Source organism: Streptomyces sp. NPDC049627 (assembly GCF_044465645.1).
Classification (GTDB): Bacteria; Actinomycetota; Actinomycetes; order Streptomycetales; family Streptomycetaceae; genus Streptomyces.
Genome location: NZ_JBITLW010000010.1, coordinates 333,468 through 346,380 on the forward strand (window position 1 = coordinate 333,468; position 12,913 = coordinate 346,380).

Annotated in this window: 11 protein-coding genes and 1 riboswitch; of the genes, 4 read left to right on the top strand and 7 right to left on the bottom strand. The window is 69.1% G+C overall.

Annotated features, from left to right (window positions below):
* Positions 1–16: 16 nt before the first annotated feature.
* The 7 genes from ACIBU0_RS27905 to ACIBU0_RS27935 all read right to left on the bottom strand — a co-directional run bounded on the left by ACIBU0_RS27905 (position 17) and on the right by ACIBU0_RS27935 (position 8,040).
* Positions 17–1,114, bottom strand: coding sequence for an ABC transporter ATP-binding protein (locus ACIBU0_RS27905; protein WP_398823575.1), 1,098 nt, complete (start codon positions 1,112–1,114; stop codon positions 17–19).
* Positions 1,111–2,109 carry an ABC transporter permease gene (locus ACIBU0_RS27910; protein ID WP_398823578.1) on the bottom strand — a complete coding sequence of 333 codons (999 nt, stop codon included), beginning with the start codon at positions 2,107–2,109 and terminating at the stop codon, positions 1,111–1,113. The genes ACIBU0_RS27905 and ACIBU0_RS27910 overlap by 4 nt, the downstream gene beginning before the upstream one ends.
* Positions 2,110–2,218: 109 nt before the next feature.
* Positions 2,219–4,015, bottom strand: coding sequence for an ABC transporter substrate-binding protein (locus ACIBU0_RS27915; RefSeq protein ID WP_398823581.1), 1,797 nt, complete (start codon positions 4,013–4,015; stop codon positions 2,219–2,221).
* Between the two features lie 70 nt (positions 4,016–4,085).
* Entirely contained in the window at positions 4,086–5,093 is a 1,008-nt protein-coding gene (locus tag ACIBU0_RS27920) for an ABC transporter permease (RefSeq protein WP_398823585.1), read from the bottom strand.
* A 387-nt stretch (positions 5,094–5,480) separates the two neighbouring features.
* Positions 5,481–6,281 carry an enhanced serine sensitivity protein SseB C-terminal domain-containing protein gene (locus tag ACIBU0_RS27925; protein ID WP_398823588.1) on the bottom strand — a complete coding sequence of 267 codons (801 nt, stop codon included), beginning with the start codon at positions 6,279–6,281 and terminating at the stop codon, positions 5,481–5,483.
* Between the two features lie 164 nt (positions 6,282–6,445).
* Positions 6,446–7,237, bottom strand: a complete 792-nt coding sequence (locus ACIBU0_RS27930) for an enhanced serine sensitivity protein SseB (RefSeq protein ID WP_398823591.1) — start codon at positions 7,235–7,237, stop codon at positions 6,446–6,448.
* Positions 7,238–7,365: 128 nt separating this feature from the next.
* Positions 7,366–8,040 (bottom strand): AAA family ATPase, encoded by a 675-nt coding sequence (locus tag ACIBU0_RS27935; RefSeq protein ID WP_398823594.1) that lies wholly within the window; start codon positions 8,038–8,040, stop codon positions 7,366–7,368.
* A 169-nt stretch (positions 8,041–8,209) separates the two neighbouring features.
* Positions 8,210–8,308: riboswitch (glycine riboswitch) on the top strand.
* A 149-nt stretch (positions 8,309–8,457) separates the two neighbouring features.
* On the opposite strand from ACIBU0_RS27935, the gene gcvT reads away from it, so the two are divergent.
* The 4 genes from gcvT (at position 8,458) to ACIBU0_RS27955 (ending at position 12,823) form a co-directional block, all read left to right on the top strand.
* Positions 8,458–9,576, top strand: coding sequence for a glycine cleavage system aminomethyltransferase GcvT (gene gcvT, locus ACIBU0_RS27940; RefSeq protein ID WP_398823597.1), 1,119 nt, complete (start codon positions 8,458–8,460; stop codon positions 9,574–9,576).
* A 142-nt stretch (positions 9,577–9,718) separates the two neighbouring features.
* Positions 9,719–10,096 carry a glycine cleavage system protein GcvH gene (gene gcvH, locus ACIBU0_RS27945; protein ID WP_398823600.1) on the top strand — a complete coding sequence of 126 codons (378 nt, stop codon included), beginning with the start codon at positions 9,719–9,721 and terminating at the stop codon, positions 10,094–10,096.
* A gap of 16 nt (positions 10,097–10,112) precedes the next feature.
* On the top strand, positions 10,113–11,384 hold the full coding sequence (glyA, locus tag ACIBU0_RS27950; protein ID WP_398823603.1) for a serine hydroxymethyltransferase: 1,272 nt from the start codon (positions 10,113–10,115) through the stop codon (positions 11,382–11,384).
* A gap of 56 nt (positions 11,385–11,440) precedes the next feature.
* Positions 11,441–12,823, top strand: coding sequence for an L-serine ammonia-lyase (locus ACIBU0_RS27955; protein WP_398823606.1), 1,383 nt, complete (start codon positions 11,441–11,443; stop codon positions 12,821–12,823).
* Positions 12,824–12,913 lie beyond the last annotated feature (90 nt).

Consider the following 12,913-nt stretch of genomic DNA (forward strand, 5'->3'; position numbering starts at 1 on the left):
TCCTTGGATTTCTCGCTCACAGCTTCGGCGCAATCTCTTCGGTCCAGATACGCTCCCGCTGCTCCTTGGTGAGGTGGCAGGCCGCCCAGTGCCGGCTGCCGATCTCGGTCAGCTCGGGACGGACGGTACGGGTGACGTTGTCCTTCGGGAGGTCCGCGTACGGGCAGCGGGGGTGGAAGGCGCAGCCCGACGGGACGTTGATCAGGGAGGGCGGGGAGCCCTTGACCGGGATGAGGCGCTCCTGCTGCTCGCGGTCCAGGCGCGGCATCGAGCCGAGCAGGCCCCAGGTGTAGGGGTGGCGGGGCTCGTAGAAGACCTTCTCGGCCGGTCCGCGCTCGACACAGCGGCCGCCGTACATCACCAGGAGGTCGTCGGCCAGCTCGGCGACGACGCCCAGGTCGTGCGTGATGATGATGACCGCGGAGCCGAACTCCTTCTGCAGGTCGCGGATCAGGTCCAGGATCTGCGCCTGGACGGTGACGTCCAGAGCGGTCGTCGGCTCGTCCGCGATGAGCAGCTCGGGGTTGTTCACCAGCGACATCGCGATCATGGCGCGCTGGCGCATACCGCCGGAGAACTCGTGCGGGTAGCTGTCGACCCGCTTGTCCGGCTGCGGGATGCCCACCCGGTCGAGCATCTCGACCGCACGGCGCTTCGCGGTCTTCTTGTCGACGTCGTGGTGGATGCGGTACGCCTCCACGATCTGATGGCCGATCGTGTAGTACGGGTGCAGCGCGGACAGCGGGTCCTGGAAGATCATCGCCATGTCGCGGCCGCGCAGCTTGCGCACGTGGTCCGGGTCGGCGGACAGCAACTCGGTGCCGTTCAGCCAGATCTCGCCGGAGATCTGCGCCTTGCGCTTGCCGTACTGGCCGGCGGTGTGCAGGCCCATGATGCCGAGCGAGGTCACCGACTTGCCGGAGCCCGACTCACCCACGATGCCGAGGGTCTTGCCCTTCTCCAGCTGGAAGCTGAGCCCGTCGACGGACTTGACCAGGCCGTCGTCGGTCGGGAAGTGCACCTTCAGGTCGCGCACTTCCAGGAAGGAGGACGGGGCCGGCGAGGTGGCCGTGGGCTCTCCCACGGCCGCTCCGGTCTTGCTGAGTTCGGTCATGCGAGCCTCACTCGGGGGTCGATCACGGCGTACAGGACGTCCACCACGAGGTTGGCGATGAGCACCGCGAGAGAAGTGATCAGAGTGACGCCGAGGATGATGGGCAGGTCCTGGTTCCGGATGGCGTTCAGCACCGCCTGGCCGAGGCCGGGCAGATTGAACGTCGTCTCGGTCAGGATGGCACCACCGATGAGGGCGCCGAGGTCCATGCCGAGCATGGTCAGGATGGGCGTCATCGTGGAGCGCATGGCGTGCTTGCCGATGACGGTCTGTTCCTTGAGGCCCTTGGCCCGGGCGGTGCGGATGTAGTCCTCGCCGAGGATCTCCAGCATGGTGGCGCGGGTGATCCGGGCGTACATGGCCGCGTACAGGAACGCAAGGGTGGCCCACGGCAGGATCATGCTCTCGAACCAGCGGGCGGGGTTGTCCGCGAGGGGCACGTACTGCGCGTCGATCCAGTGCAGCCCGATGTCGAAGGTCACGATGCTGAGCAGACCGGTGAAGTAGATGGGCAGGGAGACACCCGAGAGCGCGACGACCATCGCACCGCGGTCCCACATGCTGCCCCGCTTGAGCGCGGAGAGCACACCGGCCGCGACACCGAGGACCAGCCACAGCAAGGCGGCGCCGAGCGCGAGACCCAGGGTCACCGGGAAGCGGTCGGTCAGCACCGGCCAGACGGCCTGCTCGCTGCGGAACGAGTAGCCGAAGCAGGGCGCGGCGCACTCCGTGACGTCACCGCCGCCCACATAGGTGCGGCCGACGAAGATGCCCTTGAAGAACTCCCAGACCTGGGCGTAGATCGGGTCACCGAGGCCGAGCTTCTGCCGGACGCCCTCGACGGCGGCGGGGTCGGCCTGCTTGCCCACGAAGCTCGTGGCGATGTCGACGCCCGCCCACTTGGGGACGAGGAAGAAGATGCCGAAGACCACCAGGATGATGACCACGAGCATCACTGCGGCGGCGAACAACCGCCTGATGAGGTAAGCGAGCACAGCTCTCGGCCCGCTGCGGACCGCGGACCACCGGAGATCATCCGGTGGCCCGCGATCACGCTGCGCCGGCCTTCACCTGCCTTTCGTGCCGTTCGGCGGGTGTGCCGGTTTACTTCTTCGGGTTCTTCAGACCGAGGTTGACGAAGTCGTACTGACCGCTGTAGCCGTCGGTCGTGTAGACGTTCGCCAGGTTGTCCGAGCGCCAGTTGATGAACTTCTCGAAGACGAAGGGCAGGTAGTACGCGCCCTCCATCACCTTGTGGTTGATCTCCGTGGCGATCTTTTCCTTGCCGGCGTCGTCCAGGGTGGTGACGTACGAGTCGAACAGACCGTCGATCGTCTTGTCCTTGATGAGCGCGTAGTTGTTGTTACCGCTCTCCAGGATGTACTTGCTGTCCCACAGCGGCAGACCGTAGCCCTGGACGGACGGGAAGTCCGGGCCCCAGCCCATGATGATGATGCCGTAGCCCTTCTTCTTCACGTTCGCGGGGCTGCCGATGATGCCGGTGGTCTGCGAGCCGTCGTACTGGTCGATCTGGGCGTCGATGCCGATCTTCTTCAGCGACGCCTGCAGGGACTGGGCGGTGGCCACCTCGACCGGCTTGTTGTTGCGGACGGCGATGGTGGTCTTGAAGCCGTTCGGCTGACCGCAGGCCTTCAGGGCCTCCTTGGCCTTGGCGGCGTTGCCGTTCTTGTTGGCGCCGGCGAGCTCGTACGGGTCGTACTTCTGACCCTCGGCACCCGGGACGGACGGCGGCAGCATGTTGGTGCCGATGTCACCGCCGGCGACCGGGCCGCCGCGCGCGGTCTGCAGCGAGACGTGGTCGGCGCCGTAGATGACGGCCTTGCGGCACTCGATGTTGTCGAACGGCTTCACGCTCTGCGGGAAGACCGCGTAACGGATGTAGCCGGAGACCGGGTTGTCCAGGTTGGCCTTGTGCTGCTTCAGGGCGGTGGTGCGGCCCTGCGGCGACATGCCGGTCTGGTTGAGGTCCAGGTCCAGGTCACCGTTGAGCAGACGCTGGTCGAGCTGGTTGGCGTCCGAGAAGAACTGGATGGTGATCTTGTCCGGGTAGGCCTTGCGGACCGGGTCCGAGGACTGCTTCCACTGGTCGTTGCGGACGAGGGTGAGGTCCTTGCCCGGGTTGTACGACTCGAACTTGTACGGGCCGGAGGAGAACGGGTGCAGCTGGTACTTGGCCTTGGTGTCCTTGTCCTGGCGGACCGGCGAGGCCGAGATCAGCGCCAGCATCTCCTCGAAGTCCGAGTTGGCCTGCGGCAGCTTGAAGACGATGGTCTTGTCGTCCGGCGTCTCGATGGCCTTCAGGCCCAGCTTGTCCGCGGACTTGTCCTTGTACGGGCCCTGGTACTCGCCCTTCGGGTCGAGCACCTCCTTCAGGTACGTCGGGCCGCCGGACAGCACGTCCTGCGCCCAGACGCGCTCGATGCCGTACTTGATGTCCTTGGAGGTGATCGGCTTGCCGTCCTCCCACGTGATGCCGTCACGCAGGGTGTACGTGTAGGTCTTGCCGTCGTCCGAGACCTTGGCGAGCCCGGTGGCGAGGTCCGGGGTCAGCTCCGCGCCCTTCGCGCCCGGCTCCGGCTTGTTCGTGACGAGCTGACGGCTGTAGTAGCGGGCGAAGTTCCACATCATGCCGTAGTAACCACGCGTGGTGTCCCACGAGTCGGCATCCTGGGCGCCGCCGAACTTCAGCGTGCCGCCCTTCTTGGCCAGGGAGGCCTGGGCGACCTTGTTGTTGGCGGCGTCGAAGCCGGCCGCGCCGGACTTCGAACCGCCGTCGTCGGAGCCACCGCCGCCGCACGCCGCCGTGGTCAGCAGCGCGGCGACCGCGGCGGCAGCGGCAAATGCCTGCTTCCGCCGCCCTGAGGTGCGTTGGGTAGTCACGATCTCGGATCCTCCGGTGTTGATGAGAGACCCCGTTGGCGATGCCACGGGACGCTTGCGGTACGGCAGTTCAGCGGGAGGCCTTCGGGTCCAGCGCGTCGCGCACGCCGTCACCGAAGAGATTGAAGGCCAGAACGGTGATGAAGATCGCCACGCCCGGAACCACCATGTACATGGGGTCCGACTCGTAGTAGTCGATCGCGCTCGAGAGCATCTGCCCCCAGGAGGACGTGGGCGGCTTGACGCCCACACCCAGGAAGCTCAGCGCCGCCTCGGTGAGGATGTTCGTGGGGATCATCATCGTCGTGTACACGATGATGGGCGCCACCAGGTTGGGGAGCAGCTCCTTGAACAGGATGTACAGCCGCCCGGCACCCAGGGAGCGGGCGGCCTCGACGTACTCCCGCTCGCGCAGGGACAGCGTCTGGCCGCGCACCACGCGTCCGATGTAGGGCCAGCCGAAGAAGCCGATGACCAGGATCATCACGAACACGCGCACGGACGAACCGGTCAGGCCCAGCAGCTCGTTCGGCATGACGGAGACCAGCGCGATGATGAACAGCAGCTGCGGGAAGGCCAGCAGACCGTCCATCACGCGGCTGATGACGGAGTCGACCCAGCCACCGAAGAAGCCTGCGAGCACACCCAGGACCGTGCCGAGGATGACGGCGACGACCGCGGACAGGAAGCCGACCATCAGCGAGATCCGGGCGCCGTAGAGGATCCGGGCGAAGATGTCACGGCCGTTGACCGGCTCGACTCCCAGCCAGTGCTCGCCGCTCACACCGCCGAGGGATCCCGTGGGTGTGCCGAACAGCGGGTCGATCAGGTTCTCGTGATAGGCGTCGGGGTCCTGCCCGTACAGGTTGGCGATCACCGGTGCGAGCAGCGCCACGACGATGAGGAACAGCACCACGATGCCGCCGGTCAGGGCGAGTTTGTCCCGCTTCAGGCGCTCCCAGGCGATCCGCCCCAGGGAGCGCCCCTGTACGGCCTTGGCGCCGGTGCTGGCTACCGCCGCCTCTTCGGCCGCGCTGGGGGCCGCTTCCGCGGTCGGCTCGTGCAGTGGTGCCGTCATCAGGCAGGGACCCCTCTTCGATTCAACCGGCGGTGGCCGGCCCGCGCTTGCCGCTGTGGCGGCATGATCAGCCCGTCGTACTCATTCGTCGTACACAGGGGCGAGCACCCCTGGAGCGGGAGTCTTCAACGCTTCGGCGTTTTGTTGCCAGAGCTGGCGAGGAAAGGATGCGCAACCGTGATGCTGTCTGGGGGGTTCCGTTATCCGAACAGCAGGTAACGGCCGCCGGACGCTCACCAGTTGGGGCGTATGAGGGCGGACCGGGACCTTCCGATCGCATCTACGCGCGGAGATTCGCCTGCGAAACCGAAGCCGACGACTGCCTGCGCCTGCGACAGGCGGGGTGTGGGCCGACCGGTAGGTCAGCCGGGGAACGGTCCGTGATGATCAGTAACGGCCCTGTGCCGGTGGGTAACCGTAGCCCGCCGCCTGAGCCTGCGCGGGAGCGGCGGCGTGGGCCTCGCGGTCGTAGAACGGGCGGGCGCTCGCGCGCATCCACATGGCGACCGGGTCGTACTCGTCGGACATCGCCACGGTCGAGACGGGGAGGCCGTCCGGTACGGCGCCGATGGACTGCGACATCATCGAGCGCACCGAGTCCACGGCGGGCGGGGAGGTGTCGTACACGTCGAGCCCGATGGCGAGATACGGCGCACCGAGCGCCGGCTGCACCCAGGCGCGGCGCAGGGAGCGGACGGCCGGGGTGCGGTGGGCGTTCTGCGCGAGCAGGGCGTAGAACTGCGGGATCTCGATGCCGGGCTCCGACAGGCGGAGCGGGCCGGCGGGCTGGCGGTCCAGGCCGGTGGCGATGCGGCGCAGGTCGAGCCAGGGGATGCCGACGCCGCCGCCCGGGGCGTGCGGGTTGAGCCAGAGGCCGTAGTGGTCCGGGTAGAGGGTGCGGGCGACGTCGACGCCGTCGACCACCTCGTAGCTGCGGTTCCAACCGCTGGCCGACAGTTCCTGGGCGGAGGTGACGCACGGGGCGTAGCCGTGGCCGTCGACCTCCATGTTTCCGTACTGGGCGTCCGGGGAGCCGGCCTGGCCGTGCCACAGCAGCATCCAGACCTGGCCGGAGGACGGGGTCGCGAGCGCGCGGAGGAGCGCCTCGTAGGCGTCGTAGCGCCCGGGCGTCACCTGGCGCAGCATGTGCTCGACCTGTCCGGTCGAGGTGGTGCCGCTCGCGCTCACCTTTACCGCCCCTTCGGGAAACATGGATTTTCGCTCCCAGCTTAGGCGCTCCGCTGGGAGAGCCGGTTGGAGCTCGGTACCTATTGTGGTCTGCGGGCCGCGGGTCGTGTGTGGCTTGTCGCGCAGTTCCCCGCGCCCCTGACGGCGTTGCCCCTCACCGGCGTCTAGAGATCCCGCTGGTAGAAAGGGCGGACCTTCTGGCGCATCCAGTCGATCACCGGGTCCTCGGCTACGTCCAACAAGACCAGGTTGACCGGCCACTGGACCGGGACGCGGCCCAGAGCACGCCCCAGGGCGTCCGTGGGGGCGGCGCGCAGGTCGCCCTCCCACTGGGAGAGCTCCACGCCTATGAACATCACGGGGGCGGCCGTCTCGATCGCTGCCAGGCAGCGGCGGGCCGTGGCGACGACGCCGGTTGCGGCGAACTCGGCCGATGCCGCCGCGAGGAAGTCGACCGGGTCGTCCTGCCAGTCGGGTTCGTAGAGCTTGACGCGGCCCCCGGAGCTGAGGCCGTCCAGCGGGGTGCGGCTCACGCGGCAGAGCTCGGCGACCGCCGCCGGGGGCAGGGGAACGCCGACCACGCCGTCCGGGTTCACGGCGATGCCCACCTGTGGGGGCAGGCCGCGGGCGAACTCCACGGCGGGGGCGACGGTGTACGCCATGTGGGAGCCGACGACCTGGCGGAACTGCTCCTCGGAGCTGAAGACCGGGACGTACGCCTGGCCCTCGATCTCCATGGTGGGCAGGTCCAGCGGGCCGCTGTGCGGGCCGCCGCCGCTGGGCAGGGGAACCCAGACGAAGCTGCGGCCCAGCACCTCGATGATCCGGCCGCCCGCCGACGGCAGGCCGAGGGAGGCCGAGAGCACCTCCTCCAGCTCGTTGCCGGGCCAGCCGCCGTGCGGGTGGAGGTGTGTCTGTGCCGGGAAGTCCGCGGGGAGATCCGCTGGGATGTCCATCTGTCTGACCGCCTGCTGTGAACCACGTCTGTGGTCCAAAAGGCTATCCGGTGTCAGGGCGGGGCAGGCCCGGGGCACGGCAAGTCCAGGGCGGGGCAGGTCCGGGGCCGGGCAGGCCCCGGGGTCGCTCAGCCCGTGAACCCGATCCGGCGCAGCACGTCCCCCGCCGGACGGTCCATCAGCACCGCCGAGCCGCAGCCCTGGGGCAGGTCGCCCTTCTCCACGGAGCGGAGCAGACGGGCGGCCGCTCTGCGGTGGCGCAGGAAGGCGTAGCGGGAGACGCCGCGGCCGCGCTCTCGCTGGCCCTCCAGGGCGGCGTCCGGGGTGACGTCGAGCAGGAGCAGGTGGAGGGCGCCGCCGCGGCGGCGGGCCTCGCGGGCCAGCCAGGCACGCACCCAGGCCTGCGTACCGCAGTCGTGCACCACGACGCCCTCGCCGGAGCGCAGGGCGCGGCGCAGTCCGGCGTAGTGCGCGAGGCGGACCAGGGGGCGGTACACGGCGTAGGGGAGGAAGCCGGGCATGCGGGCGTCCCAGTGGTCCCGGGTGTCCTGGGAGTCGATGCGGATGCCCTTCACCGTCCGCTCCATCAGCGTGGACTTGCCGCTGCCGGGCAGACCGGTGACCACGACGAGGTCTTTGGGGCCGAAGAGCAGGGCGTGCGGGCTGCGGCCGGAGCGCTCGCGCAGGTCGCGGACCACCGGCGCGGGGAGCGTGCCGCGGGCCTCGGCAGCGGGGGCCGCGGACTGCTTGGGCAGCGCGATGCCCGAGGTCGTCGCGTACGCCGTGGTGCGGTTCACCGTCATCGTCCTCCTCCGGGGTCAGGAGTCCCTTCCCCACTGAGCGTAAAGAGAAGGTAATGGAGGATCTCTCGCATTTTCGTTCGCTTACTGCCACAAGCCGGTTACAGACACGGCCCTGCCGCAGCCGCGCCCGGCATGCAATGATGTCCGCGCCAACTGCATACCGGCCGTTTGAATCCGCGCGGGAGAGTTCCCAGCAGTGCATCGCTGGGACGCCGAAGGAGCAAGTCCCTCCCTTGAATCTCTCAGGCCCCGTTACCGCGCGGGCGAGGCACATCTGAAAAGCGAGCCGCTCTCCAGTGGCTCCACCCAAGGTGCAAGCCGGATCGTCCCCGTGGCGGTCTCGGCGAACCTCTCAGGTTCCGATGACAGATGGGGAGGAACGACCTCGCCCGTCCTGCCTTGGGAGACGACCGTCCGATGAGCAGTACCCCACTCCGTCATACCGCGCTCGATGCCCTGCATCGGTCGCTCGGCGCGACGATGACCGACTTCGCCGGCTGGGACATGCCGCTGCGCTACGGCTCCGAGCGCGACGAGCACAACGCCGTGCGCACCAAGGCCGGCCTGTTCGACCTCTCGCACATGGGCGAGATCACGGTCACCGGCCCGCAGGCGGCCCCCTTCCTCAACCACGCCCTGGTCGGCAACATCGCCTCGGTCGGCGTCGGCCGCGCCCGCTACACCATGATCTGCCAGGCCGACGGCGGCATCCTCGACGACCTGATCGTCTACCGGCTCGCCGACACCGAGTACATGATCGTCGCCAACGCCTCCAACGCCCAGGTCGTGCTGGACGCGCTGACCGAGCGGGTCGCCGGCTTCGACGCCGAGGTCCGCGACGACCGGGACGCGTACGCTCTGATCGCCGTGCAGGGTCCGGAGTCCCCCGGCATCCTCGCGTCCCTCACGGACGCCGACCTCGACGGCCTGAAGTACTACGCCGGCCTGCCCGGCACCGTCGCCGGCGTGCCCGCCCTCATCGCCCGCACCGGCTACACCGGCGAGGACGGCTTCGAGCTGTTCGTGAAGCCGGAGCACGCCGTCGAGCTGTGGCAGGCGCTGACCAAGGCGGGCGAGGGCGTCGGCCTGGTCCCCTGCGGCCTGTCCTGCCGGGACACGCTGCGCCTGGAGGCGGGCATGCCGCTGTACGGGCATGAGCTGTCGACCTCCCTCACGCCCTTCGACGCCGGGCTCGGCCGGGTGGTGAAGTTCGAGAAGGAGGGCGACTTCGTCGGGCGCGAGGCGCTCACGGAGGCAGCCGCCCGCGCCTCTCAGAACCCGCCGCGCGTCCTGGTCGGCCTGGTCGCCGAGGGGCGTCGCGTCCCGCGCGCCGGGTACCCGGTCGTGGCCGGCGGCGAGGTCATCGGCGAGGTCACCTCGGGTGCGCCCTCCCCCACGCTGGGCAAGCCGATCGCCATGGCGTACGTCGACGCCGCGCACTCGGCGCCCGGCACGGCCGGGGTCGGCGTGGACATCCGCGGCAGCCACGAGCCGTACGAGGTCGTGGCGCTGCCGTTCTACAAGCGGCAGAAGTAGCGCCAGAAGCGGCAGAACGAGCGCCGGGCGGAGAGACTGGCAGCGGTCCCTGCGTGACCCTGCACACATTTCCGCTGCTCACGCACGTTTCGAGTAGTCCCCCATTCATCACCACTCCCGCGCGTACAGGAGAATTCAGGCCATGAGCAACCCCCAGCAGCTGCGCTACAGCAAGGAGCACGAGTGGCTGTCGACCGCCGAGGACGGCGTCGCGACGGTCGGCATCACCGAGTTCGCGGCCAACGCGCTCGGCGATGTCGTCTACGCCCAGCTCCCCGAGGTCGGCTCGACCGTGACCGCGGGTGACACCTGCGGCGAGCTGGAGTCGACCAAGTCGGTGTCCGACCTGTACTCCCCCGTCACCGGCGAGGTCACCGACGTCAACGAGGACGTGGTGAACGACCCGTCGCTGGTGAACTCCGCCCCGTTCGAGGGCGGCTGGCTGTTCAAGGTACGCGTCACGGAGGAGCCGGCCGACCTGCTCTCCGCCGACGAGTACGACGCCCACACCGCCGGCTGAGGAGTCGTATCCCCCTATGTCTGACAAGTCGCTTCTGAATGCGCCCCTGCACGAGCTCGACCCGGCCATCGCCGCCGCGCTCGACGCCGAGCTGGAGCGCCAGCAGTCCACCCTGGAGATGATCGCCTCCGAGAACTTCGCGCCGCTCGCGGTGATGGAGGCGCAGGGTTCGGTGCTGACGAACAAGTACGCCGAGGGTTACCCGGGCCGCCGCTACTACGGCGGCTGTGAGCACGTCGACGTCGCCGAGCAGATCGCCATCGACCGGATCAAGGAGCTGTTCGGCGCCGAGTACGCCAATGTGCAGCCCCACTCCGGCGCCTCGGCCAACCAGGCGGCCCTGTTCGCGCTGGCCCAGCCCGGCGACACCATCCTGGGTCTGGACCTGGCGCACGGCGGCCACCTCACCCACGGCATGCGGCTGAACTTCTCCGGCAAGCAGTTCAACGTGGTCGCGTACCACGTGGACGACGCCGGTCTGGTCGACATGGCCGAGGTCGAGCGCCTCGCGAAGGAGCACCGCCCGAAGGTGATCATCGCGGGGTGGTCGGCGTACCCGCGGCAGCTGGACTTCGCGGACTTCCGGCGGATCGCCGACGAGGTCGAGGCGTACCTGTGGGTGGACATGGCGCACTTCGCCGGTCTGGTCGCGGCGGGGCTGCACCCGAACCCGGTCGAGTACGCGGACGTGGTCACCTCCACGACGCACAAGACGCTGGGCGGGCCGCGCGGCGGCATCATCCTCGCCAAGAAGGACTTCGCGAAGAAGCTGAACTCCTCGGTCTTCCCGGGCTTCCAGGGCGGCCCCCTGGAGCACGTGATCGCGGCCAAGGCGGTGTCCTTCAAGGTGGCGGCGTCGGAGGAGTTCAAGGAGCGCCAGCGGCGTACGGTCGAGGGCGCGAAGCTCCTCGCCGAGCGGCTCACCGCGCCCGACGCCCGTGAGGCCGGGGTGAACGTGCTCTCCGGCGGCACCGACGTGCACCTGCTCCTGGTCGACCTGCGCGACTCCGAGCTGGACGGGCAGCAGGCCGAGGACCGTCTCCACGAGGTCGGCATCACGGTCAACCGCAACGCCGTCCCCAACGACCCGCGCCCGCCGATGGTGACGTCCGGTCTGCGCATCGGCACCCCGGCCCTGGCCACCCGCGGCTTCCAGGCCGAGGACTTCACCGAGGTCGCCGACGTCATCGCCGAGGCGCTGAAGCCGTCGTACGACGCGGAGGCGCTCAAGGCCCGGGTGAAGGCCCTGGCCGACAAGCACCCGCTGTACCCCGGTCTCAACAAGTAGTTCCCTGGTGGGGGCACCCGACGACGTGTGCCCCCACCCTCTTAGGAGGAGTTCCCGTGGCCATCTCGGTCTTCGACCTGTTCTCGATCGGCATAGGCCCGTCGAGCTCCCACACGGTGGGACCGATGCGTGCGGCCCGCATGTTCGCCCGCCGCCTGCGCAACGAGGGCCTGCTGTCCTCCGCGGTCTCCGTACGCTGCGAGCTCTACGGCTCCCTGGGCGCGACCGGCCACGGCCACGGCACCCCCAAGGCGGTGCTGCTCGGCCTGGAGGGGGCCTCGCCGCGGACGGTGGACGTCGAGAACGCCGACGACCGCGTGGAGGAGATCAGGCAGACGGGGCGGATCAAGCTCCTCGGCGAGCGCGAGATCCCGTTCTCCTTCGACGACGACCTGAAGCTGCACCGCCGCAAGGCCCTCCCGTACCACGCGAACGGCATGACCCTCTGGGCCCACGACGCCTCGGGAACCGAACTCCTGTCCAAGACCTACTACTCGGTGGGCGGCGGCTTCGTCGTCGACGAGGACGCGGTCGGCGCGGACCGCATCAAGCTGGACGACACGGTGCTGAAGTACCCCTTCCGCACCGGTGACGAACTGCTGCGCCTGACGCGGGAGACGGGCCTGTCCATCTCCTCGCTCATGCTGGAGAACGAGCGTGCCTGGCGGACCGAGGAGGAGATCCGCGAGGGGCTCCTCGACATCTGGCGGGTCATGCAGGCGTGCGTGTCCCGAGGCATGTCCCGCGAGGGCATCCTGCCGGGTGGCCTGAAGGTGCGCCGCCGGGCCGCGGTCTCCGCCCGCCAACTCCGGGCGGAGGGCGACCCGTTGGCACACGCGATGGAGTGGATCACGCTCTACGCGATGGCGGTGAACGAGGAGAACGCGGCGGGCGGCCGGGTGGTGACGGCCCCGACGAACGGCGCGGCGGGCATCATCCCGGCGGTCCTGCACTACTACATCAACTTCGGGGCGGGCGCAGCCTCCGAAGGAGAAAAGGAAGACGGCGTGGTCCGCTTCCTGCTGGCCGCGGGCGCGATCGGCATGCTCTTCAAGGAGAACGCGTCCATCTCCGGCGCCGAGGTCGGCTGCCAGGGCGAGGTCGGCTCCGCCTGCTCCATGGCGGCGGGCGCGCTGGCCGAGGTTCTCGGCGGCAGCCCCGAACAGGTCGAGAACGCAGCCGAGATCGGCATGGAACACAACCTCGGCCTCACCTGCGACCCGGTCGGCGGCCTGGTCCAGATCCCGTGCATCGAGCGCAACGGCATGGCCGCGGTGAAGGCGGTCACGGCGGCGAAGATGGCGATGCGGGGGGACGGCTCGCACAAGGTGTCCCTGGACAAGGTCATCAAGACGATGAAGGACACCGGCGCCGACATGTCGGTGAAGTACAAGGAGACGGCTCGGGGCGGGCTGGCGGTCAACATCATCGAGTGCTGAGCGGATTGGCCCTGACCTGCGCGTTCATATCTTTGAGCGCTGTCAGGGCCTTCCCTGCTTACGCGGCGGAAAGTCCATGGAAAGCCCCTG

Excerpts from the sequence above, each read along its gene's own strand:
- ACIBU0_RS27905 (WP_398823575.1), bottom strand. The coding sequence starts at position 1,114 with ATGACCGAACTCAGCAAGACCGGAGCGGCCGTGGGAGAGCCCACGGCC.
- ACIBU0_RS27920 (WP_398823585.1), bottom strand. The coding sequence starts at position 5,093 with ATGACGGCACCACTGCACGAGCCGACCGCGGAAGCGGCCCCCAGCGCG.
- ACIBU0_RS27930 (WP_398823591.1), bottom strand. The coding sequence starts at position 7,237 with ATGGACATCCCAGCGGATCTCCCCGCGGACTTCCCGGCACAGACACAC.
- ACIBU0_RS27935 (WP_398823594.1), bottom strand. The coding sequence starts at position 8,040 with ATGACGGTGAACCGCACCACGGCGTACGCGACGACCTCGGGCATCGCG.
- gcvT (WP_398823597.1), top strand. The coding sequence starts at position 8,458 with ATGAGCAGTACCCCACTCCGTCATACCGCGCTCGATGCCCTGCATCGG.
- gcvH (WP_398823600.1), top strand. The coding sequence starts at position 9,719 with ATGAGCAACCCCCAGCAGCTGCGCTACAGCAAGGAGCACGAGTGGCTG.
- glyA (WP_398823603.1), top strand. The coding sequence starts at position 10,113 with ATGTCTGACAAGTCGCTTCTGAATGCGCCCCTGCACGAGCTCGACCCG.